General features: G+C 34.5%; 21 protein-coding genes and 7 tRNA genes. 6 read left to right on the top strand and 22 right to left on the bottom strand.

The window, feature by feature from the left end:
- Positions 1–45 precede the first annotated feature (45 nt).
- The 14 genes from PND65_RS03825 to PND65_RS03760 all read right to left on the bottom strand — a co-directional run bounded on the left by PND65_RS03825 (position 46) and on the right by PND65_RS03760 (position 7,688).
- The gene (locus tag PND65_RS03825; protein WP_022356416.1) at positions 46–579 is read right to left on the bottom strand and encodes a tRNA (mnm(5)s(2)U34)-methyltransferase; all 534 of its coding nucleotides are present in this window, start codon (positions 577–579) and stop codon (positions 46–48) included.
- Entirely contained in the window at positions 551–1,102 is a 552-nt protein-coding gene (locus PND65_RS03820; protein ID WP_015535913.1) for a macro domain-containing protein, read from the bottom strand. Before PND65_RS03820 ends, PND65_RS03825 begins: the two co-directional genes overlap by 29 nt.
- Positions 1,099–2,046 carry a DNA recombination protein RmuC gene (locus PND65_RS03815; protein WP_087320168.1) on the bottom strand — a complete coding sequence of 316 codons (948 nt, stop codon included), beginning with the start codon at positions 2,044–2,046 and terminating at the stop codon, positions 1,099–1,101. The genes PND65_RS03820 and PND65_RS03815 overlap by 4 nt, the downstream gene beginning before the upstream one ends.
- A 4-nt stretch (positions 2,047–2,050) precedes the next feature.
- A complete protein-coding gene (locus tag PND65_RS03810; RefSeq protein WP_271990624.1) occupies positions 2,051–3,361 on the bottom strand; it encodes a CCA tRNA nucleotidyltransferase in 1,311 nt (436 codons plus the stop codon).
- An 83-nt stretch (positions 3,362–3,444) separates the two neighbouring features.
- Positions 3,445–4,218, bottom strand: a complete 774-nt coding sequence (locus tag PND65_RS03805; protein WP_015535910.1) for an enhanced serine sensitivity protein SseB — start codon at positions 4,216–4,218, stop codon at positions 3,445–3,447.
- A 4-nt stretch (positions 4,219–4,222) separates the two neighbouring features.
- Positions 4,223–5,548: a TldD/PmbA family protein gene (locus PND65_RS03800; RefSeq protein ID WP_271990621.1), complete on the bottom strand. Its 1,326-nt coding sequence runs from the start codon at positions 5,546–5,548 to the stop codon at positions 4,223–4,225.
- Complete coding sequence (locus PND65_RS03795; protein WP_430734187.1) at positions 5,541–6,968, bottom strand: TldD/PmbA family protein; 1,428 nt, start codon at positions 6,966–6,968, stop codon at positions 5,541–5,543. The genes PND65_RS03800 and PND65_RS03795 overlap by 8 nt, the downstream gene beginning before the upstream one ends.
- Before the next feature lie 104 nt (positions 6,969–7,072).
- Positions 7,073–7,148, bottom strand: a tRNA-Phe gene (locus PND65_RS03790).
- Positions 7,149–7,151: 3 nt separating this feature from the next.
- Positions 7,152–7,228 (bottom strand) — tRNA-Met (locus PND65_RS03785).
- 14 nt (positions 7,229–7,242) lie between these two features.
- Positions 7,243–7,333: transfer RNA gene (locus tag PND65_RS03780), tRNA-Ser, on the bottom strand.
- Between the two features lie 15 nt (positions 7,334–7,348).
- A tRNA-Ile gene (locus PND65_RS03775) sits at positions 7,349–7,425 on the bottom strand.
- Between the two features lie 11 nt (positions 7,426–7,436).
- Positions 7,437–7,513: transfer RNA gene (locus PND65_RS03770), tRNA-Met, on the bottom strand.
- Between the two features lie 12 nt (positions 7,514–7,525).
- Positions 7,526–7,602 (bottom strand) — tRNA-Pro (locus tag PND65_RS03765).
- A 9-nt stretch (positions 7,603–7,611) separates the two neighbouring features.
- Positions 7,612–7,688 (bottom strand) — tRNA-Arg (locus PND65_RS03760).
- A 181-nt stretch (positions 7,689–7,869) separates the two neighbouring features.
- Between PND65_RS03760 and PND65_RS03755 the strand changes: the two genes are divergently transcribed.
- From PND65_RS03755 to PND65_RS03735, 5 genes are all read left to right on the top strand, one after another.
- Positions 7,870–8,010 carry a hypothetical protein gene (locus tag PND65_RS03755; protein ID WP_271990619.1) on the top strand — a complete coding sequence of 47 codons (141 nt, stop codon included), beginning with the start codon at positions 7,870–7,872 and terminating at the stop codon, positions 8,008–8,010.
- Positions 8,011–8,332: 322 nt separating this feature from the next.
- Entirely contained in the window at positions 8,333–9,007 is a 675-nt protein-coding gene (locus tag PND65_RS03750) for an N-acetylmannosamine-6-phosphate 2-epimerase (protein ID WP_418766641.1), read from the top strand.
- Between the two features lie 197 nt (positions 9,008–9,204).
- Complete coding sequence (locus PND65_RS03745) at positions 9,205–9,576, top strand: GntR family transcriptional regulator (protein ID WP_015535905.1); 372 nt, start codon at positions 9,205–9,207, stop codon at positions 9,574–9,576.
- 3 nt (positions 9,577–9,579) lie between these two features.
- The gene (locus PND65_RS03740) at positions 9,580–10,425 is read left to right on the top strand and encodes an ATP-binding cassette domain-containing protein (protein ID WP_035402199.1); all 846 of its coding nucleotides are present in this window, start codon (positions 9,580–9,582) and stop codon (positions 10,423–10,425) included.
- 3 nt (positions 10,426–10,428) lie between these two features.
- Entirely contained in the window at positions 10,429–11,085 is a 657-nt protein-coding gene (locus tag PND65_RS03735; RefSeq protein WP_271990616.1) for an ABC-2 transporter permease, read from the top strand.
- Between the two features lie 92 nt (positions 11,086–11,177).
- Here the strand turns inward: PND65_RS03735 and ltrA are convergent, their stop codons facing one another.
- The 8 genes from ltrA to PND65_RS03695 all read right to left on the bottom strand — a co-directional run bounded on the left by ltrA (position 11,178) and on the right by PND65_RS03695 (position 19,906).
- Complete coding sequence (ltrA, locus tag PND65_RS03730) at positions 11,178–12,470, bottom strand: group II intron reverse transcriptase/maturase (RefSeq protein WP_271990613.1); 1,293 nt, start codon at positions 12,468–12,470, stop codon at positions 11,178–11,180.
- Positions 12,471–13,087: 617 nt separating this feature from the next.
- Positions 13,088–13,399 (bottom strand): rhodanese-like domain-containing protein, encoded by a 312-nt coding sequence (locus tag PND65_RS03725; protein WP_271990611.1) that lies wholly within the window; start codon positions 13,397–13,399, stop codon positions 13,088–13,090.
- 34 nt (positions 13,400–13,433) lie between these two features.
- The gene (locus PND65_RS03720) at positions 13,434–14,771 is read right to left on the bottom strand and encodes an MATE family efflux transporter (RefSeq protein ID WP_271990609.1); all 1,338 of its coding nucleotides are present in this window, start codon (positions 14,769–14,771) and stop codon (positions 13,434–13,436) included.
- A 136-nt stretch (positions 14,772–14,907) separates the two neighbouring features.
- Positions 14,908–16,356: a glycoside hydrolase family 1 protein gene (locus tag PND65_RS03715; protein ID WP_271990608.1), complete on the bottom strand. Its 1,449-nt coding sequence runs from the start codon at positions 16,354–16,356 to the stop codon at positions 14,908–14,910.
- A 60-nt stretch (positions 16,357–16,416) separates the two neighbouring features.
- A complete protein-coding gene (locus PND65_RS03710; RefSeq protein WP_271990606.1) occupies positions 16,417–17,862 on the bottom strand; it encodes a glycoside hydrolase family 1 protein in 1,446 nt (481 codons plus the stop codon).
- 13 nt (positions 17,863–17,875) lie between these two features.
- Positions 17,876–18,202 carry a PTS lactose/cellobiose transporter subunit IIA gene (locus tag PND65_RS03705; RefSeq protein WP_271990604.1) on the bottom strand — a complete coding sequence of 109 codons (327 nt, stop codon included), beginning with the start codon at positions 18,200–18,202 and terminating at the stop codon, positions 17,876–17,878.
- Positions 18,203–18,237: 35 nt separating this feature from the next.
- On the bottom strand, positions 18,238–19,473 hold the full coding sequence (locus PND65_RS03700) for a PTS sugar transporter subunit IIC (protein WP_271990603.1): 1,236 nt from the start codon (positions 19,471–19,473) through the stop codon (positions 18,238–18,240).
- 115 nt (positions 19,474–19,588) lie between these two features.
- Complete coding sequence (locus tag PND65_RS03695; RefSeq protein WP_271990601.1) at positions 19,589–19,906, bottom strand: PTS sugar transporter subunit IIB; 318 nt, start codon at positions 19,904–19,906, stop codon at positions 19,589–19,591.
- A gap of 188 nt (positions 19,907–20,094) precedes the next feature.
- Here PND65_RS03695 and PND65_RS03690 point away from each other — a divergent pair, with 188 nt between their 5' ends.
- Positions 20,095–22,026 (top strand): BglG family transcription antiterminator, encoded by a 1,932-nt coding sequence (locus tag PND65_RS03690; RefSeq protein WP_271990600.1) that lies wholly within the window; start codon positions 20,095–20,097, stop codon positions 22,024–22,026.

Genomic DNA, 22,026 nt, shown 5'->3' with positions numbered 1-22,026 from the left:
TGTTCCACGCTAATCATACTAAATGATTTTCAAAAACACAAGTAATTATTTAAGTTTTTCAATTCCAATAAGATATGGAGAATGATCCTGGTTCAATTGCGTTCTTTTTTCAATATAAAAAGCGTGAGAATCCAATTTTTTTAAATACATTTCTATCGCTTTTGATTCTTCTCTTCCTTCTTCATGAGGATAGATCACAAGTGCCATTCTCCCTTTTTTCTTCAATAGATACAAAGCTTTTTCAATAGCCTCAAGGCTGGTTTTAGGATTTGTCTTAACTTGTGAATCAAAGCCAGGACAATAGCCAAAGTTAAAGATAATCGCATCCACTTCTTCTTTTACATAGGCATCCATGTTTTGATGCCCATCGAAAACAGGAACAAAATGGCTGTCTTTTATATTTGAAACAGTTTGTTCAAATACTACTTGTTGAATTTCAAAACCATAAACTTTTCGAACGTTATTTTTCAAAAAGAAATCCGTATCTTTTCCCCAGCCTAAAGTTGCATCAATACAGATAGCACCTTTATGAAGAACATCCTTTAAGAAATCATGCGATTGATCGACGATTGATTTCATGTCTTCTTAGCTCCTTTTTATATAACATATAATCTTTTTCCAAGTAACAAACAAAAATCACATCAATGGCCTTGGCATCCGGATATTGTGACATTAATTTCTTCACTGTAGAAATCGCAATTTTACAAGCCTCTTCATTTGGATATCCATAAATCCCTGTCGAAATACAAGGAAACGCCAGCGTCAAACGCACCATTTCATGCATACGCATATAGTTATAAGCCAATGACAAGGAATTCCAGTAACAAGCACTTAAAAATTCTGCTTCATTATGCTTGCCATCCTTATAAATAGGTCCCACTGTATGAATAATTGCCTTACAAGGAAGTGCATAGGCATCCGTAATGACAGCCTGTCCAGTTTGACAATGACCGATCTTTTGACATTCCTCTTCTAATTCTTTTCCAGCTTTGGAAAAGATAGCGCCACATACACCACCACCTGGCAATAGACGCGAATTTGCAGCATTCACGATAATATCAAAATCAAGTCCTGTAATATCCGCCTTTAATGTTGAGATCATTCTTCATCTTCCTTTCCATCTGTCCATTTATTGACTCTAGTCGCAATTTTTTGAGCAGAAATCGAAACTTGATGAAATTGTTCCACAAGACTCTCTAAAGATTTCTCTGCCTTTCTACTTCTTGTGACTAATCTTTCCATATCATCTTTTAATAAAATAATATTTCGTTCAATATCCTGGATATTGCTTGCACGATAAAAGTCTTTCGTACTGGAAATCAAGGTATAAACGATTCCTATTAAAGTAGTTGGCGATGTCATCATTACATGCTTGCTTAAAGCATAGTTTAGCGTATCAATACATTCTGAACATATAAATTGATATATGGCTTCACTTGGAATGAACATGATAGCCTGATCTACAGTTTGCGCATTGATATATTTATTAGCTATATCATCAATGTGTTTTTTTACATTTGCCTTAAACTGTCTTAAATATATCTCATTGTTATCATTGACCATATTCAAATAATTTTCCATAGGAAATTTTGAATCTATACATAAAACACGTTTATCTTGCGGCATATGTAATACGGCATCTGCAATTCTTCCATTAGATAATGTATACTGCATGCTGTAAACAGAAGGGTTTTGACCGGCATAGATTTTCAACAACATATCCAATTGATATTCACCCCAGTTTCCTCGCGTTTTGGCATTGGACATGATTTGATTCATTGAACGAATATTATTCTCAACAATATCCATGGATTGTTTAGATAAAGCCTGATCTTTTCTTAATTCCTGCACCTGATTTAAAACATAATTAAAAGACTGCTTCATCTGTTTATCAAATGCTTCATTTCTTGCCGCTTCTTCCTTATTATTCATTAAGATCTGATATGTATTTTCTTCTGATTTATCCGATAATTTTTTGATCAAATAAACCAGGACCACAAGACAAATCAAAAGACAAATAATCAATACTATACTAATTAGCTCCATTCTCTCACTTCTTTCTTGTCATTCGATCGATCCAATATTTTCGATTGTTTTTTTGAGGTTCATAAAAACACTCAATGAGCGCATTATACAAAAACTCATGAATCTGACTTCCTTTTCGATCTGTATATTGGATCACATCACTTCCATTGATCGCAAGATCTTTGATCGATACAGGTCGAATTTTTATTTCTTTTTCATAAAACGTTTTAAAAGCTTTCCAGTTTTCAATGCTTTGGATTCCTTTTAAGGAATGCGCCATGATATCACAATACTTCAATGTCAAAAGCTGATCCATCATTTCTTCATCAAAATTTCTTTGGATCCTAAACTTAAAAATTGTTTTTAAATTTGCGTTTAAATGATCATCATGATATTCGATCAACACAGGAATTCTCTTTCTTTGTATGTTGGTCAACTTAAATTTCTTACATAATTCCAAAGATATTTTCTTGCTGATAAGAGGATGTCCATAAAAATGATCTCTTCCATCCTTGGTTGTCTTTGTTTCCGGCTTGCCAAAATCATGCATCAAAATAGCCCAAGCCAAAGTTTCATCAAAAGGTTTTAAAAATTTTAGTGCTCTTAATGTATGATGTAATACATCCGTATCATGCCATGGAGAATTTTGTTCACATTCCTTGCATAATTTTAACTGCGGTAAAATATCGATCAACAATTCTGTCATATTTTCTAATTCATAAGGATCATAGCGCATGATTTCCACTAATTCCAAACGAATTCTCTCTATAGAGATGTAACGTAACAAAGAAGAATTTTTCTCAATTGCCAATTTGGTATGTTCTTCAATCTCGAAGTTTAGCTTTGCCGCAAACCGATGTGCTCTTAACATTCTTAAGGCATCTTCTTTAAATCGCGTATCTGGATCATTCACACATCGAATTTTTCTCTTTTCAAGATCAATTTGTCCATGAAATGGATCGATCAGACCTCTTATATCATTATAAGCCATGGCATTGATCGTAAAATCACGCCGTGAAAGATCTTCTTCAATCGTATTCACAAAACGCACAGTTTCAGGATGACGGTGATCTTTATATTCACTTTCCAAACGAAAAGTTGTTACCTCAACCGGCTCATTTGAAAGGATCGTAACCGTTCCATGTTTTAACCCGGTCAAGATGACATGATCAAACAATTGTATCGTAACTTCAGGAAGAGCATTGGTCGCAATGTCATAATCATGTGGTTCTTTTCCCAGTAAATAGTCGCGTACACACCCACCGACGACAAAAGCTTCATAGCCTGCCCTATGATATATTTCAATGATTTCTTTGACATAGCCTGGAAGCTTCATGATCTCTCACCCCTATCACGCAATATTATACCATTCTATTTAATGTTTATAAAAAGATTGGCAACCCTAAGGTTGCCATAATGTTAGTTATTCTCTTTTACATAAATTGGTTTTGTGTTCGCCATTACATTTTTCGCTAAGCTTGCGCTGGCAAACATGAATTCAATTTCTTTACCATGATTGACTGAACGGCAAGCCTGCCCAATCTGTTTGAACACTTCAACATCTTCATTTGCGGTTTCAACGATCATAAACCAATGACTTGGTTTTTCTTTATCGACTCTTTCTTTGATATATACAGAAAGAATATTTGAATCATTTTTAGCGTATTCACAAACAGCTGCTTTTAGATCATCGATATTTTCCACAGGTTCTCTCATGTAGATCTTATCACCTTTTTTGATTTGATTTTCCTGTAAAGAAGTCTTCTGCTGCTCATGAAGCTTAAATAAGAATTCATTTGTGATTGGTAAATTTGCTCCAAAAGGATCAAAAACAATACCCTTGATATCATTTTTAGCCAATTCAATAAATGGCATAAACTGTTCAAACGTTAAGACCAAAGATCGAATCTTAGGATCTGAATTCCATTTTCTCAACTCTTCCATATCGGTAAACATTGGAAAATAACAATCTTTCTGATTTGTTTCAATGATCATTAACTGAAATTTTGTGTTCGGTTCAAAGATCATTTGTCCTTTATCATTCATCGTTGGCTCTTTATCCCATGTTGCCGGTGCCAAAAATTTTGTCGTCATCAATGCCGCAAGCATTGTATTGATCGTTTCTGTTGTCTGTTTTTCTTTAATTTTTGCCAAAGCTTCTTTCATCTGTGTGTTTTTAAATTCATTTACCATAGTTCTATTCTCCACTTATTGCACACGCATTAAATGCGATACTTGGTGTAACAATTTGTTTGTACTCCCATTCTAAATCATTTGCGACTGCCTTTACATCATTCATCATTTCTAAAAAGTTTCCTGCTACTGTGATCAGCGAAACACTATGATCGCGTTTTCCGCTCTTTACATAGTAACCTGAACACTGTAACGAGAAATTTGTTGTTACAAAATCAATTCCTGCATGAAGCCCTGCAAGTTCAGTAATTACCAGCCCTTCCTGCATATCCTGACAAAGTTCATCCAATGATTTATCTCCAGGTTGAATATAACAGTTCATTGGAGAAACCCCCACATTAGATGCATATCCGGATTTAAAGCCATTTCCTGTACTTTCAGCATGCATTCGAAGAGCACTTTTTGTATCGTGTAACATACTATTGAATACCCCTTTATCAACCAGTACTTTTTCTTTTGTTGGACACCCTTCATCATCATAATTGGCAATGGTCAAGGCTTCTAAATTTCTAGGATTATCAATAATCGTAATCTTATCAGAGAAAATTTTTGTATTTTCTTTTCCTTTCAATGGTGAAATTCCTTTAAAGATCAAATCACCACTAAATAAACCAACAAAGCTTGCGAATAGACTGGTCATTGCATCTTTTTCAAAGATAACGGGATAACTGCCTGATTTTAAAGAAGTTGCGTTTAACTTAGAGAGCGCCTTGTCACATAGTTCTTTTACATAGGCGTCTACATCAAACTTTTCTAGATCATATACTACCTTTACCAAAGCATCATCTTTGATTTCGTCATTCTGGCTGACCGCAACACTGCATCCAACCGCATTCATCTTGTCTTCATCATAAACCTGAACACCATAAGAATTGGTGATTTCTCGTGTTCCTGTCGCCTCTTCAAAAGACAAATAAGATACTTGAATCACTCTTGGATCATAAGCTAAACATTTCTTTTCAATCAATTCCAAGGTCTGTTTGATCTGATCCATGCTTGGTTTGACAAATTCTTTTTCTTTAACAACTTCCTCTGTTTTTTCCGGCTTTCTTAAGGAATCTTTTTCTTTTGTCGTGACGGTCTTAGCTTGTTTGATCAAACTAGAAATCACTTCTTCCATCTTATCATCATCGGTATCTTCCAAAGCCATACTGGCCATGTTTCCATCTACAATTCCTCGAATCATAGTTCCCAGTACGTGACTGGAAACAAAAGTATCCATCTGACCTGAAAACCATGTAATTTCTTTTTGAGTTGATAAGGATTGATAAATTTCTACACTTTCCATACCTTGTGATAAGGCATATTCGATCCATTTATTCTTATTCATTGACAGTACCTCCTACGGTAATGCTGGAAACACGAATAGCTGGCTGCCCTACATCTGTTGGAATATTTCCACTGCTGGCGCCACACATTCCCTGCGCTCTTTTCAAATTATCGCTAACTTTATCAATATTCATTAATATTTCTGCACCATTTCCAATCAAAGAAGCACCTTTTACAGGATATGTGATCTTACCATCAATGATCATATACCCTTCATTGACCGCAAAGTTGAATTCTCCAGTCTGAGGATTTACACTTCCTCCACCCATCTTTTTCGCATATAGTCCTTTTTTAATTCCTTTGAACAAATCTTCAAATTTATCTTTTCCAGCTGCGATATATGTATTAGACATACGACTTGTTGGTTCATATTTATATGATTGTCTTCTTGAGCTTCCAGTAGAAGCCATATTCATCCTTCGACCATTCAATGTATCGATCATATATGAAGTCAACTCACCATCTTTGATCAATACACGCTTTTGTTGCGGATTTCCTTCATCATCAACATTCTGTGATCCCCATGCATTTGGAATGGTTCCATCATCAATTGCTGTCACACAATCTGATGCGATTTTTGTATTTAACTTGTTCGTAAAGACACTTTGATCTTTTGATACGGCACTGGCTTCTAAAGCATGTCCGCAGGCTTCATGGAAGATAACACCTCCAAAACCATTGTCGATAACGACCGGCATCTTACCAGATGGACAATCTTTTGCCTCTAACATAACAAGAGCAATTCTTGCAGCTTCTTTGGCAATATCCTCTGGTTGAGTTGTATCGTAGAATTCAAGACCCATGCTTGCACCTGGCCCTTCAAAACCAGACTGCATTGATTTTTCATCCTGCGCATATGCCGTAACAGGCATCCTTGTTCTTATTCTTGTATCTTGAACAAGTTTTCCGTTTGAATTTGAAATTTGAACATGCTGCTTTACATTTAACATGTTAACTTGAACTTTAACGATTCGTTTATCTTCAGCTTTACACGCTTTGTGTGCTCTTTTCATTAAAGCTACTTTATCTTCTAAATTTGCCTGAATTGGATCAATTTTTACTGGATGTTTATTTTCAATCTCTTCATACGTTAATTGAACACTTCGTTTGTTTTCAACCGATCCAAATGCTTCCTTTAATTCATCAATTAAATTTGTTAAGGAAGTCATATCCAATTCATCGGTATATCCATAAACGGACTGTACATTTTTATACAAACGAACACCAATACCTGAACGCAAAACTTTATTAACATCTTCGACTTTTCCATTCAACATTGATATGGATTCATTTGTTGTTTCTTCTTCAAAGATCTCTGCGAAATCAGCTTCTGATTCCATAGCTCTTGACAATAAAAATTCTAAGTTTTCTTTTTTCAACATTTTTTCACCTTCAATCTTTCTTATTATATCAAAATTCATATTATTTTCCTTATTTATAATCCAAACTATTATCACTATACACATAAATTTAATTAAAAAATAAAAAGCCTTTATCTAAAATAGATAAAGGCAATCTAACAAAGTGGTGGTCTCAGTCGGAATCGAACCAACGACACAAGGATTTTCAGTCCTTTGCTCTACCAACTGAGCTATGAGACCACATGGTTGCGGGAGAAGGATTTGAACCAACGACCTCCGGGTTATGAGCCCGACGAGCTACCAGACTGCTCTATCCCGCGATGTGAATTAAGAATGGCGGAGAAGCTGGGATTCGAACCCAGGCGCCGCGCTAACGACCTACCGGTTTTCAAGACCGGACCCTTCAGCCACTTGGGTACTTCTCCATTTATTTAATTGAATGGTGGACCCTGTAGGACTCGAACCTACGACCCGCCGGTTATGAGCCGGATGCTCTGACCAACTGAGCTAAGGGTCCATTAAACTCGTTGGTGGCTGGAGTGAGACTCGAACTCACGACCTTCCGGGTATGAACCGGATGCTCTAGCCATCTAAGCTACCCAGCCAAATAAAATTGATGGTCGGGACGACAGGATTCGAACCTGCGACCCCTTGATCCCAAATCAAGTGCACTACCAAGCTGTGCTACGTCCCGAATAATAGATGGCGCGCCCAGCAGGAGTCGAACCCACAACCTTTTGATCCGTAGTCAAACGCTCTATCCAATTGAGCTATGGGCGCACAAAACACATTCAGTGCCTATTTAATATAGCACAACCCTTTTTAACATGCAAGACAATATTTAATTTTTTTTATTTTTTTGCGATAAAGCATAAATGTAATGTCATTCTTTTGTAAGAATTATTTGAAACAATATAGATGCATACGATAAAATATGCGCCTTGATAAGGAGGTCGGCTAAATGCGGCAGTTTACATTGAAGTTTGATGTAGGCCATCAAGGAAAGAAGCCTTTCAGAAATGTATTCTACAACAGAATTACTTCTGATCTTGTTGATCCTACTGGTATTCAGCTGAATATATCGGAAATAATCATCTTCTGATATAGTCACAATCAAGTTGTGATAAGCATCGACTTCTAAACAAGGCGAAAGGGAGAAGCGGCAACTTCTCCCTTTCTTTTTGCATCGACACATGAATTATAAATTAGAAACCAACAAATATCAACAAATCATCTTTTAATGATCCTATTAGATATTTTTATTATTATATATATTCTTTAGCATTACTTAATCGTTATTCTTTAGCATTACTTAATCGTGTTTTCTAACACAACAATTATTATTAAATACAATTTAACACTTATTGTCGTGTAACATTTCTAGTGATAAAATTAGCATAAAGGAGACTAGTATTATGAATAAAATGGAAACAACAAAAGGACAATTAATTGTATCATGCCAGGCTTTGCCAAATGAACCTCTACATTCTTCTTTCATCATGGGAAGAATGGCTAAAGCCGCAAAAGAAGGAGGTGCAAAAGGAATTCGTGCCAACACTGTAGTGGATATTAAGGAAATCAAAGAACAAGTAGATCTTCCTGTCATCGGTATCATCAAAAGAGAATATGGTGACAATCCTGTATATATCACACCAACCATGAAAGAAATCGACGAGTTAATGGAAGTTAAACCAGAAGTTATCGCAGTAGATGCTACTTGCCGCACAAGACCTGATGGAAAAACTTTAGATAAATTTGTTTCTGAAATCCGCGCAAAATACCCAGATCAACTATTGATGGCTGATTGCTCAACATTAGAAGAAATGCTACATGCTGATGAAATTGGATTTGATTTTATTGGTACAACTTTAGTTGGGTATACAGAACAAAGTAAAGGTAACAAAATTGAAGCCAATGATTTTGAAATTATTCGTAGCTTGCTTGAAAAAGCTAAACATCCAGTTATTGCTGAAGGAAACATTGATACGCCTGAAAAAGTACGACGTGTATTGGATTTAGGCTGCTACAGCGTTGTTGTAGGATCTATCATCACACGCCCTCAAGTTATCACTAAACGATTTGTAGACGCTATAAAATAACCCAATTAACAAATTTTATTTTTTATAACATAAAGGTCAGATTTCTATTTCTGGCCTTTATATTTTATAAAAAATACTAATCCCTCTAGCACATAAAAAATTCCAAGTTATTCTCTCATTTTAATAAACAGCATATAACACTTTACAACAGTTAAATACTGTTATATACTGTTTACAGAAAGACAGGTCGATATAACATGAAAATTATTATTAACACATCTTCAATGGTGCCAATATACGAACAAATTGTAGATCAAATAAAAACACTGATTCGAAACAAAGAATTAAAAGAAAATGATATTCTTCCTTCTGTTCGCTCTCTAGCCAAAGAATTAAAAATCAGTGCACTCACCGTTAAAAAAGCTTATGACAACTTGGAAAGTGAAGGTTTTACCATTACAGTGCATGGAAAAGGCACTTATGTTGCTGCAACAAATACTGAACTACTCTTAGAAGAACAGAAAAAAGAATTAGAAGCTGATTTAGAACAAGCCATCCAAAAAGGAAGACGTTGCGGTATCCGTGATGAAGAGATTAAAGAACTATTTGAACTTATATTGGAGGGATAAGCCATGTTGAAAATAGAAAACTTAAAGAAACATTATGATAATTTTTTCTTAGAATGCTCACTTCAGGTAAACCCCGGACAAGTGACTGGTCTTATTGGTCAAAACGGATCTGGAAAAAGCACAACATTTAAAGCTATATTGGATTTAATTCATCCAGATGGTGGATCTATCACTTTATTTGGAAAAGACAATCAAGACATTACACCAGAGGATAAAGAAAAACTAGGCGTTGTATTATCCGATTCAGGTTTCAGTGGATATCTACGAATTAAAGATATCATTCCTATTCTTGAAAACATGTATAGACAATTTGACTCCTCTTTTTTCATCAAACAAGTTCAACGATTTTCACTTCCGATGGACAAGCAAATCAAAGACTTCTCAACAGGAATGAAAGCGAAACTAAAGGTCTTGGTTGCGATTTCACATGGTGCTAAACTTTTGATCTTAGATGAACCAACTGCTGGATTAGATGTTATCGCAAGAGATGAATTATTAGATATGCTAAGAGAATTTTTAGAGGAAGATGATGAACGCTCAATCTTGATCAGTTCTCATATTTCCAGTGATTTAGAATCCTTATGTGATGATTTATATATGATTCATGATGGAAAGATCATCCTTCATGAAGATACTGATATTCTTTTAAGTAACTACGCTTTATTAAAAGTCGATGACAAACAATACGAGGCATTGGATAAATCTTATATCCTTCGTGTAAAAAAAGAGTCCTATGGATATAGCTGTCTTACAAATGAAAGACAATATTATTTAGAAAACTATCCCAATATAACAATTGAAGCAGGTTCAATCGATGAATTGATCACGATGATGATAAGGGGGAAATAAATTATGAAAGGACTGCTTATTAAAGACTATAAGTTAATACTGAATCAAAAGAACTTTTTCTGCTTGATGATTGCTCTAAGTGTTGGAATGTTGTTATTCTCCGATGATGTAATCTTCCCATTAGGCTTTTTAATCTTTGTAATCTCGTTATTCACGATCAGTACAATTAGCTATGATGATTATAATAACGGATATGCTTTCTTATTCACTTTACCAATCACTCGAAAAGGATATGTTAAAGAGAAATATTGTTTCGGTCTATTGTTAGGGTCATTTAGCTGGATCTTGATAACACTTTTCGGCTTATTGGTAAGCCTAAACCGAAATACCTTACCTATTGATGAATTTATGATCAGTGCCATATTAATTTTAGCTATGATGATTGCAATTCTTGCCATGACTCTACCATTTCAACTCAAATTTGGAGGCGAAAAAGGAAGGATCGCATTAATTGGAGCTTTCGGAATAATCGCCATAATCGGTATTGCGATCAATCAAATTTTAACTTCAATCTTTCACATCAACATAAACTTACTATTAGAAAACATTCCCACTATCAATATCAGCGTGTTGGCTGGCCTATTGATCCTGATTGCATTCATTTGTTTATGGATTTCCTATAAGATCAGCACCAAAATCATGGAACACAAAGAATTTTAATAGAGTAGAGGGAAGAAATTAATCTTCGCCCCTCTCATTGCACCGTACGTACGGGTCTCGTATACGGCGCTACATTTATATGTTAATACAACCTATCTTAGATAGTATGCTAGAGGATTGACCAATCCAGGTCTTTCCTCTTTTCTTATGGCTAGAATATCCGCATTAAGTAAGAAATTAACTACATTCCCATTTGCTTGTTTATATAGGCCAAGCCTTGTATTCGCTACCGAGTAGAGTTGTTCATCACTGAAGTGATAAGGCAATTTCTCATTCAACTTTTGTAGATTTTTATATATTCTCGATGGTGTTTTCCACTGTTTTAAGAGAATGACCCTTATTTTGTGCCTCAACCATTGTCCAAATTCATCTATGAAGTTCTTCATCCTTCCGATTCGAAAGTAGTTTATCCATCCTTTGACGATTTGGTTTATCCTGGTGAATGTTTTAGCGTTGGTCTGTGCTACACATTTCTTTCGAATGAGTTCCTTTCGACATTTGTCATACAGGCTTTTCTTACTCTTCTTTGTAGGCTTGCACTCCCATTTGGAAGAACCCTTCCAATAGGTGAACCCTAAAAAGTTGCTGTTTGTGGGTCTGACCACCTTTGTTTTCGTGGAACTGACCTTCAGAAACAGTTTTCTTTCCAACCAGGATGTAACCGACTTCATGACTCTGTTGGCTGCCATTTCACTTTTAACGAAGATATTACTATCATCTGCATACCGTACAAAGTGTAAGCCTCTCTGTTCCAATTCCTTGTCGAACTTATCAAGATAGATATTCGAAAGGATTGGACTCAGTGGCCCGCCTTGTGGCATACCTATTGTATTTGATTTAACGAGCCCCTTTTCCATGATTCCTGCCTGCAGGAATTTACGAACAAGATGTAAGGTAGCTGAATCAAATACACGCTCTCTAAGAATTGAAATTAATTTATCATGATTTACTGTGTCAAAATAAGCTTCAATATCTAAATCAACAACCCATTCATAGCCCTCGTTGAGATAGTCAAGCGTTCTCATAATAGCGTTTTGTGCACTTCGATTTGGTCGAAAGCCAAAGCTATTATCACTAAAAGTATCATCATAGATTTTTGTTAATACTTGGGCTATAGCCTGTTGAATCACTCTGTCCACTACTGTAGGAATACCAAGCGGTCTTTTCCTTCCATTCGACTTTGGGATATAGACTCGTCTGACAGGTTGGGGCCTGTACTTCTTTTCCAATATCTGTTTCTTGATTGTTTCCTTATTGGACTTAAAGTATTCGTCAATTTCATCCACCGTCATCTTATCGACTCCGGCTACACCTTTATTACTCTTGACTCTTTTGATAGCCTCCTCAAGATTTTCATCCTGTAGAATCACTTCCATCAATTTCATGTTGCGCTTCTCCTTCCATTTGTAGATACTTTCAGAACCATTCCATCGACTTCCGTTCCCGTGAAGTTTACGACTCCTCACTTATGGAACATTCCTCGAATTCGAACTATCCAAACATTGCGTATGGTGAGTTGCACCATATAAACATTAGGTCCTTCAGTAGCGGTGTTTCTACCTACTATGACCTCAGCTGACTTCTTACGATAAACCTTTTTCGACCGATGGTACCATCACTGTTTTTAAAGATATTGGATTTCATCGTCCACAAGATCTCCCGGGGTAATTCATGTCATCCTACATCTTTCACAACGTCCGGATTTACTGTCTTGGTTTTTAATACGTCTACCCTTTTGGACTTTGATTTGAACTGCAACCTTATCCACCATTTAGCCTTGTATCCGATTTCTGTTCGTACGCTCGAAAGAATCGCTACACCACTTCCTTCATCCTTGACATCACTGTCAACGACTTGTGGTTCACTACGCTTCGGCGGTAGATTCCATACGCGACTGGTTTAACTCCAGTTGAATGCATGCTATGCCCGGCACACAATAAAAAGCAGTTATCTATATTATATGTAAATAACTGCTTTCCTACTTAATCAAATAAATTTAATGTCATTTATTAATATATAAATACTTGCTTTTTGAATCCATAATGCCACCAATATTTATCACATTATTATATCCAATTTTCCTCAAAATTTTACACGCTTTATAGCTTCTTGCGCCGCTTCGACAATAAACAAATAATTCGCTTGAACGATCTATATCTAAAGTTTCTATCCTAGATAATGGACAATTAATACTGCCAATTATGTGTTCTGATGCATATTCATCTTCTTCACGAACATCTAAAAATATGACTTTAGAATCTTTCTTACCCTCTTGAACATACTCATCAAAAGTTTTTCTTCTTTTAAAAAACATAAAATTCTCCTTTAAAGTTTAAACATTTGCTTTATCATACACGCTCAATTCGTTGTATTTGATTGCATGTTCTTCTATAAAACGCTAACGAAATTAACATGCATAAAGTTTCTGTAATAACAAATGCACTCCATCCTATCTCTAACCCAAACAAATTCATCAAGACATAAGACAAAGGAATCAAAAAAACCAATTGTCTACAGAGAGTTATCATTAGAGAAGCCTTTGAAAAGCCTGTCGCTTGCAGAGCAGCCCCCAAAATAACATTTATTCCTGCCGGTATAAAACATAAACCTATTATTCTTATTGCTGGAATACCAATATCTAACATTTGCTTACTTGCATCAAATAGCGCCAACAAAAGATCAGGCATCCCCCAAGCTAAGCATGTACCTAAAAACATTATACATATCGTTAACAATAAAGAAAAACGAACTGCTTTAAAAATTCTATCAAAATGACGAGCACCATAATTGAAAGAAACTATTGGAATCAAAGCATTGTTGATTCCATTTACAGCCATAAAAATAAACGTAGAAAGCTTAAAATAAATGCCAAAAACTGAAACCGTAAGTGCGCCATAAGCTATAAGTATCATATTCATAAAAACTGTCATGAAACTCATAATAGACTGTATCAATATTGCTGGAACCCCAATCTGATATATTTCTTTAATGACTATCCAATTAAGAGAAAAATCTTTAAAATTGACTTCGACTTCTTTGATTTTTTTATTCGTAATCCAAATTCCAATCATCATTGCTATCATTTGACCAAGTACGGTTGCAATTGCGGCTCCTTTAACCCCAAAACCAAGTACAAAAATAAATATTGGATCAAAAATAATGTTTATCAAAGCACCTACGCCCTGCATAATCATATTATAAAAAGCATGCCCTGTTGCCTGCATTATTCTTTCATATGCAATTTGGACAAATACAAATACTGAAAGAGAAGTACAAATAGACAAGTATTCTTCTCCTAATTGAATAATCAATGAATCATGCGTAAAAAGATTTAAAAAAAACTTAGTCCCAAATAATCCTAAAATAGCGAAAACAATTCCACTTATTACCGATAATATCAAACCATGACACAATACTGATTGTGCTTTTTTTTGCTCATGTTGCCCTAAATAACGAGACATCATTGCATTAATACCAACTCCGGTTCCACAAGCTACTGCCACCATGATCGTTTGAATGGGCGAGCATAATGATACTGCTGCCAAAGCATCTTCGCTTACACGAGCAACAAACATACTATCAACAATATTATAAAGTGCTTGAACTAACATTGAAATCATAATTGGAATTGACATTGTCAAAACCAATTTTTTTATCTCCATTACTTCCATTTTATTTGTCGTCATCTATTTTCACTCCTTACTTATTCCCTGAACAGTTTCATAGGGGATGTTCAAGAAAAACGACGATATTATTTTAATCTGTAACCCGTTTATTATTCAAGTACAAATCAGCGACCATAGGTCGCTGATTTGATATTTATTATAATTCTTCTCCATTTGTCTCGATAACATGTTTATACCAATAGAAGCTATCCTTCTTCAATCGTTTACCAGAGCCTTTTCCTAAATCATCTAAATCTACATAAATAAATCCGTAACGTTTACTCATTTCAGCACTTGATGAAGAAACAATATCAATTGGTCCCCAACTTAAGTAAGCTAAAATATCAACACCATCTTTTACACACTCTTTTAATTGTTCAATATGTTGTTGCAAGTATTCAATACGATATGGATCATGAATTGATCCATCTTCTTCAATCGTATCCAAAGCTCCCAATCCATTTTCTGCAATCATCAAAGGAATTTCATAACGATCCCACAATTGACTTAAACAATTATAGAAGCCTAATGGATCTGCTCTCCATTCCCAAGGTGTAGGTTTAAGGTAAGAATTCTTTTCTGCTTTAAATGGAGTTCCATCATCTGTTTCATGATTGAATACATGTGAAGTATAATATGAAATTGCCAAGAATTGCATCTTATTATTTTTTAAAAGCTCTTCATCTCCAGCCTCCATTTTTAAATCAATATTTTTCTCTTTAAAATGGCGTAATGCATAAACTGGATATTCTCCACGAAGTTGTACATCTGAAAAGAAATATTGTTGCATTCTATTTTTCTTTAAAGTACCTACAATGTCTTCTGGGTTGCAAGTTTTTGGATATAGAGTACCATCCGCAAGCATTGTTCCCATTACTGCTTCTGGATCTATTTCTTTAGCTAATTCTACTACTTTAGCTCCAGCTACAAATTGATTATGAACGGCTTGGTACATCAATTCTTCCATGTTCTCTGCTTGATCATCATAGATTCCTAAGGATCCAAATTGTACAGTTGGAACTAAGTTCACTTGATTACATACGATCCAATATTTAACTTTCCCTTTATATCTTTCTAATAATACTTTGGCATAACGAACAAAGAATTCAATCGTCTTCTTATTCGCAAATCCCCCATATTCTGTGACTAGATATAATGGAATATCATAGTGTGACATGGTAATGATTGGTTCCATTCCATCTTTGATAATTTCATCAATCAAGTTGTCATAGAATTTAAGTCCTGCTTCATTGGGTTCCAATTCATCTCCTTTTGGGAAAATTCTTGACCATGAGATACTTGTTCTAAATGCCTTTAATCCTAATTCTTTTAATAAGGCAAGATCTTCTTTATATGTATGATAGAAATCTATTCCATGACGTTTAGGAAAATAGCTTTCTGTATCTTGAATCAATGTCTTGATTTCTGCAAGAGTTCCTCCCCCTTCTTTTTCAATATGAGCACGATTCATGTTTTTATCATAAGCACGGATATCGGAAGTAGAAAGTCCTCTACCATCGACATCATAAGCTCCTTCAATTTGGCATGCTGCTACTGCTCCACCCCATAAAAAATCTTTATTAAATCCTGTTGGTAATTGTTTCATATTATTATTTCCTCCTCATACTAAATTAGGCACATGAATAAATCGTGTGCCTATGTTTTATCAAGATTCTAAATCTGTTCCTTGTGATTGAATCACTTTTTGATACCAATAGAATGAATCTTTGCGGATTCGGGCACATTCTTTTGGATCATCATCTGTTCTATCTACATAAATAAATCCGTAACGTTTCTTCACACCATTACTTGTTGACAATAAGTCAACAGCTGACCATGGACAATAAGCTAATACTTCAACTCCATAATTCATCGCTTTTTTCATCGCCTTAATATGAGATCTTAAATAATCAATACGATATTCATCATGAATTTTGCCATCTTTTGTCAATTCATCATAAGCTCCCAAACCATTTTCTGTAATCATCAATGGTTTTTCATAACGGCAATAAATATCTCGGAAAATATATTCCAATCCTGTTGGATCAATTGCCCAATCCCAATCCGTTGTATCGAGATTAGGATTTTTACACATTTCAAAGAATCCAGGTTGTGTTTCATATCCAGACATTTCACCTTTTTTACCAGAACGATTTACTCCTGCAAAGCGGATTTCTTTTCCTTCTTGTTCAGGACACGCTTTTGCGCATTCACTCGCATAATAATTTAGTGCCAAAAAATCTGAATATCCTTCTTTAATCAATTCCATATCTCCCGGTTCGATTTTTGGTGCCATGCCTGTTTTTTCCAGATAAATCATAGCTGACTTAGTATAATGACCTTTAAAATAAATATCTAAATAATATTGATTATGTAGATCATTTGCATTTTGTGCTGCCATTACATCCTCAGGTTTTGATGTTAATGGATAGACTGGAGCATATCCAATTGCTGCACCAACTAATCCATTTGGAACCAATTCATGTACCAATTTACATGCAATTGCATGTGCTAAATTCATATGATGATTTATTTGGTAACGAATTTGATTATTCCCCTTATATTTTTCAGGAATATAACACTTCTGTTCAATAAATTGTACAATAATACTTTGTTCATTGATTGTTGTCCAATATTTTACTTTATCTTTAAATTCATTAATGACATATCGAGCATAATATTCGAAGTCTTTTACGACTTCACGACTGATCCATCCATCATACTTATCCACCAGTGCCATCGGTAAGTCATAGTGATATAAAGTTACAATTGGTTCAATATCATTTGCCTTTAGTTCGTCAATTAAATCACGATAATATTGAATACCTTCTTCATTAACTGGCCCTATTCCATCTGGGAATACTCTAGACCATGCAATCGAAAAGCGATATGCCTTAAATCCCATTTCTTTCATTAAAGCAACGTCTTCTTTGTAATGATGATATTCATCACTTGCGATTTCTGCAGTCGCAAAGCCAAATTTTTCATAACTATCTTTATTAATTACGTCCTGTTGGCTTAATTTTTTACCATGACTCGTTGCTGCACCTTCTACTTGATAAGCACTTGTACTTGCACCCCATAAAAAATCTTCAGAAAACTTATTATCCATGTATTCTTTCCTCCTATTTGCTATTTTTTATGATTTTTAAAATATCAATCATTTCTAGACTCATATTAATTTCAGACATAATAGTCATTAAAGTATCCTGAGCATGTGCAAACAACATAGAATATTCATACTTTTCTCCGCTCATTTCACTTTGAACAGTTGTAGTTTGAGCTTTATGAGCTAAAGAAATACAATCATTTGCTTGCTTCATCTTCTCATCCGCTATTTCAAAATTAAATTGTTTGGCTGCCTTTAAAGCTTCTGTTACGTAATTTCTTGCATCTCCTGCATGCAAGATAATCTGCATTGCTACCTGTACCAATTCCATTTGTTTATCCATACACTTTTCTACCTCTTTATGATCTTTCTAGTTTATTAATTTTCTTCTGCTTCTTCTGCTAATTTTATTTTTTCATAAGCTTTAAAGAATGGGTACCATATTGCTAAGTAAATCACAAATAATACAGCCCACCATAATATAGCTCTCATATCTTCGGTAATCATAACACTACAGATTGGTGCAGGAATTTGTCCTACTTGAATCATTTTTGAAGGAATATTTAATAACCCTGTACTCATTAAGATCCATACATAGATTGGTCCAACTATTGAATTTAACCAACCAGGAATCATTAACACTGGATTCATTACAACTTTTCCACCATACATCACAGGTTCATTGATATTGAAAATTGAAGGAACAATAAACACACGTCCTAACATTCTCAATTGTTTTGATTTAGAGAAACACATCAATACATTTAAACCTAAAGTAGCGCACATACCACCCATTGTAATGAATGCTAATGTGAATACAGATTCATTCGTAACAATATTTGTTGCGACTCCACCAGCTGCAACTGCATCAATATTTGCTTGGATACCAGCCATAAAAATTGGAGTTGTTATTGCACCAAACGTCCAACTTGAAATTCCCATTGTATAGAAGAATGCAGGCACTAAGCAAATTAAGATAAATCCTGGTAAAGTTTGTCCAATGTTTGCCAATGGCATAAAGGCTGCAATAACCAATGAATATACATCTAATTTCAAAACATTGATCAAAACCATCGCAATTCCTAAAGTAATTATATTTGGAACAATCGTATTGACCCAAGCTACAACGAAGTCTGGACAACTGCTATCTTGCAAGAAATGAAGTTTTCCCCATAAATGGAAAACAGTTCCTACATATAAACCAACAATTAATCCTACCGCAATACCTGCAGCTCCTAAATTACCCATTAAACTTGAAATACTGTCGGCATTATCTCCTAATGGCATCGCAACCATCAACAATGTACCTACAGCACATAGGCCAGCATTAATTACATAATCTGGATGTCCAAGTTTTTCCATCAATTGGTTTCCCATCATAAATGTAACAATGACTGTAATAATGCCAAAACTATACGTTAAAATTGGAGTTAAATCAGGTAATACAGGAACAAATGATTTGAAAACATTATAGAAATAGATAACTGACCCTGTTAAAATAAATGGAATAATCTTCTGCATCGTTAATGAGAATGCAGCGATAAATGGTTTACTAAATAGTTTATTGGCCTTTGGTACAAATGAATCCTCTAGCCAACTCATAAATTTGTTCATATTTTTATTCTCCTAATCATCTTTACTAATTTATTCTCTTTGTTATACAATATTCAAAGAGAAGTCTTTCACATGTAGATTTCTTTTTAGCTAAGATTGCCGTCTTAGCTTTTTTTTATTCGCCTTTTGCGATTTGTTGTGCAAGTTCAATCAATCCATTCGCATCTAATGATCCATAGATTTTATCTGAAATCACACCAACTCGTACGCCATAAGGTTTTGCAATTTCTTGGTATTTTTCCAAATCCTTTGCATAATGTGGACCAAGCAACATAACATCAACACTGCTCATGAAGTCTCCTGCTTCTGTAACGCTTCTTGCTTCGATAGTCATTGGAAGTTTTTGCTTTTTAATTGCTTTTCTAGCTCCACTTGCTAAAAATCCACTAGACATACCAGCACCGCAACAAAGTAATACTCTTAAATTTTCCATAATGATCCTCCTTTCTTTTTTATTTCTGACACCATCATTATTCTATTTTTTTTATTATGCCTCAACTTGTCTTTTTCACTTTAGGGGGCATAACCATAAAATATGAATTTGCACTCTACGGTGAAAGTTAAAAATCGACACAGGATATCTGAATTGCTATAATATCTAAAGAAAAGTGAGGGCGAAATATGAAGAAAAAACAAAGCGAGTTAATTAAATATTTATCGGAAAACAACAAGCCCGTAAATAGTAAAGAACTAGCTCATGCTTTAAATATATCTTCGCGCTCCATTAAAAACTATGTACATGAAATCAATGAGCTTTATGGAAAAAATATCATTTTATCTTCACGTTCAGGTTATGAGTTAAATCCTACTAGTAATTATTCTTTGCTATTATCCAAAGAAGACACGGCCATTCCACAAACTTTAGAAGAACGTTCTTTTTATATTATCAAGCAATTGATCTTAAATCATTCTAAAGAAATCGAAATTTTTGATTTATGTGATTATTTATGCGTTAGCTACTCTACGATCAAATCAATCATTTCAAAAATGAATAAATCTTTTTCTACTTATAATATTGAATTTACATGTAAAAATGACTGTGTTCGCATACAGGGTGATGAAATCAATAAACGTAAACTTTTAAGTTACGTGATCAACGAAGAATCTAAAAACAGTTTTATGAACACCGCAATTTTAAAGTCAAATTTTAATTCTATTGATATTGACGAACTTCAAAAAATCATTCTTACGACTTTCAAAAAACATAATTTCTATCTTAATGACTTTTCGGCCATTAATTTGTTGTTACACATATTGATCATTGTAGATTGTGAGATGAATGGTAATCATTTAAATTCTGGAAAAGATCAATTTGAATTTGATACCATTCAAGAAAAAGAATTTTTAAACGAGCTCCAATCACGATTAGAATCTCAATTCAACATCCAAATAAACCCATTTGAGCGATTTGAAATTTATATGCTTTTTAAAGCCAATGCGAATTTCTCCTTGTCTTCTTCCAATACTGATCTTAAGAGTGTGGTTGGTATTGATATACTGGAACTAACGCAAAAATATGTAAAAGATATTAATTCACTTTATATGATCGATCTTTCAAGTGATACTTTTACAACACCCTTTTCTCTGCACCTTAAAAACCTACTTTTTAGAGCAGAGAAAGGACGTTTTACCAGTAATCCAATGGCTGATACGATTAGAAATAACAGTCCCGTTGTTTTTGACATTGCGATCTATATTTCCTTAGACCTCATGGATCGTTTTCATATCAATATCAACGAAGATGAAACTGCTTTTCTAGCCATGCATGTCGGTGCCGAGATCGAACGTCAAGCAGACAATAAAACAAAAATCCCTGTCGTTCTATTATGTCCAAATTATCATGACATCGTTCAACAGACCATGAATACCCTAATGATGAATTTTGGCAATCAAATCAATTTATTAGGCTGTATACATAACGAAAACGATATTCATAAATTTACAAACCCTATCGCGATTTTGTTGACAGCAGTCCCTATACATCAGGCTTTGCCAAATATCTCTATTGTTCATTTTTCACCAATCAATTTACAGTCACAATTTGATATTATTCAAAACGCCATACTAAAAAGCCAAGAAGAATACCGAGATAATAAGCTAAAAATAAATTTTCACAATTTCTTTGAAGAAGATCTTTTTGTTGCAAACCCAAACCTTAATTCCAAACAGCAAATCATTACCTATCTTTGTGATAAACTCCTATGTAAAAACTATGTTGATTCAGATTTTGAAGAAAATGTTTATAGAAGAGAAAATGCTGCTACAACTGCATTTGGAAATATCGCAATACCTCATGCAGCAGAAATGAATGCTATTAAAACAAGTGTTGCTGTAGCCATATCAAAAAACGGTTTTCAATGGGGAAACAACACAGTTCATGTCGTCTTCCTGCTTGCGATTAATAAAGCAGATAGAAGAACTTTTCGAAATTTATATGAATCTTTGATTTCTTTATTTTCAGATAACCGAATCTTACAAGAAATGCGAAACTGTAACAGCTTTAAAGAATTTGAATCCTACATCTATACATGGATTGGCGAAAAGGAGAGTTGA

This window comes from Faecalitalea cylindroides (assembly GCF_028321995.1).
Taxonomy (GTDB): Bacteria; Bacillota_I; Bacilli_A; order Erysipelotrichales; family Erysipelotrichaceae; genus Faecalitalea; species Faecalitalea cylindroides.
The sequence above is the reverse complement of the archived record's forward strand: the minus strand, read 5'-3'. Positions and strand labels throughout refer to the sequence as shown.

What these genes read in the sequence shown, in the direction of transcription:
- PND65_RS03825 (WP_022356416.1), bottom strand. Translation starts at nt 579, where the DNA reads ATGAAATCAATCGTCGATCAATCGCATGATTTCTTAAAGGATGTTCTT.
- PND65_RS03820 (WP_015535913.1), bottom strand. Translation starts at nt 1,102, where the DNA reads ATGATCTCAACATTAAAGGCGGATATTACAGGACTTGATTTTGATATT.
- PND65_RS03815 (WP_087320168.1), bottom strand. Translation starts at nt 2,046, where the DNA reads ATGGAGCTAATTAGTATAGTATTGATTATTTGTCTTTTGATTTGTCTT.
- PND65_RS03810 (WP_271990624.1), bottom strand. Translation starts at nt 3,361, where the DNA reads ATGAAGCTTCCAGGCTATGTCAAAGAAATCATTGAAATATATCATAGG.
- PND65_RS03805 (WP_015535910.1), bottom strand. Translation starts at nt 4,218, where the DNA reads ATGGTAAATGAATTTAAAAACACACAGATGAAAGAAGCTTTGGCAAAA.
- PND65_RS03800 (WP_271990621.1), bottom strand. Translation starts at nt 5,548, where the DNA reads ATGAATAAGAATAAATGGATCGAATATGCCTTATCACAAGGTATGGAA.
- PND65_RS03795 (WP_430734187.1), bottom strand. Translation starts at nt 6,968, where the DNA reads ATGAATTTTGATATAATAAGAAAGATTGAAGGTGAAAAAATGTTGAAA.
- PND65_RS03755 (WP_271990619.1), top strand. Translation starts at nt 7,870, where the DNA reads ATGCGGCAGTTTACATTGAAGTTTGATGTAGGCCATCAAGGAAAGAAG.
- PND65_RS03750 (WP_418766641.1), top strand. Translation starts at nt 8,333, where the DNA reads ATGGAAACAACAAAAGGACAATTAATTGTATCATGCCAGGCTTTGCCA.
- PND65_RS03745 (WP_015535905.1), top strand. Translation starts at nt 9,205, where the DNA reads ATGAAAATTATTATTAACACATCTTCAATGGTGCCAATATACGAACAA.
- PND65_RS03740 (WP_035402199.1), top strand. Translation starts at nt 9,580, where the DNA reads ATGTTGAAAATAGAAAACTTAAAGAAACATTATGATAATTTTTTCTTA.
- PND65_RS03735 (WP_271990616.1), top strand. Translation starts at nt 10,429, where the DNA reads ATGAAAGGACTGCTTATTAAAGACTATAAGTTAATACTGAATCAAAAG.
- ltrA (WP_271990613.1), bottom strand. Translation starts at nt 12,470, where the DNA reads ATGAAATTGATGGAAGTGATTCTACAGGATGAAAATCTTGAGGAGGCT.
- PND65_RS03725 (WP_271990611.1), bottom strand. Translation starts at nt 13,399, where the DNA reads ATGTTTTTTAAAAGAAGAAAAACTTTTGATGAGTATGTTCAAGAGGGT.
- PND65_RS03720 (WP_271990609.1), bottom strand. Translation starts at nt 14,771, where the DNA reads ATGACGACAAATAAAATGGAAGTAATGGAGATAAAAAAATTGGTTTTG.
- PND65_RS03715 (WP_271990608.1), bottom strand. Translation starts at nt 16,356, where the DNA reads ATGAAACAATTACCAACAGGATTTAATAAAGATTTTTTATGGGGTGGA.
- PND65_RS03710 (WP_271990606.1), bottom strand. Translation starts at nt 17,862, where the DNA reads ATGGATAATAAGTTTTCTGAAGATTTTTTATGGGGTGCAAGTACAAGT.
- PND65_RS03705 (WP_271990604.1), bottom strand. Translation starts at nt 18,202, where the DNA reads ATGGATAAACAAATGGAATTGGTACAGGTAGCAATGCAGATTATCTTG.
- PND65_RS03700 (WP_271990603.1), bottom strand. Translation starts at nt 19,473, where the DNA reads ATGAACAAATTTATGAGTTGGCTAGAGGATTCATTTGTACCAAAGGCC.
- PND65_RS03695 (WP_271990601.1), bottom strand. Translation starts at nt 19,906, where the DNA reads ATGGAAAATTTAAGAGTATTACTTTGTTGCGGTGCTGGTATGTCTAGT.
- PND65_RS03690 (WP_271990600.1), top strand. Translation starts at nt 20,095, where the DNA reads ATGAAGAAAAAACAAAGCGAGTTAATTAAATATTTATCGGAAAACAAC.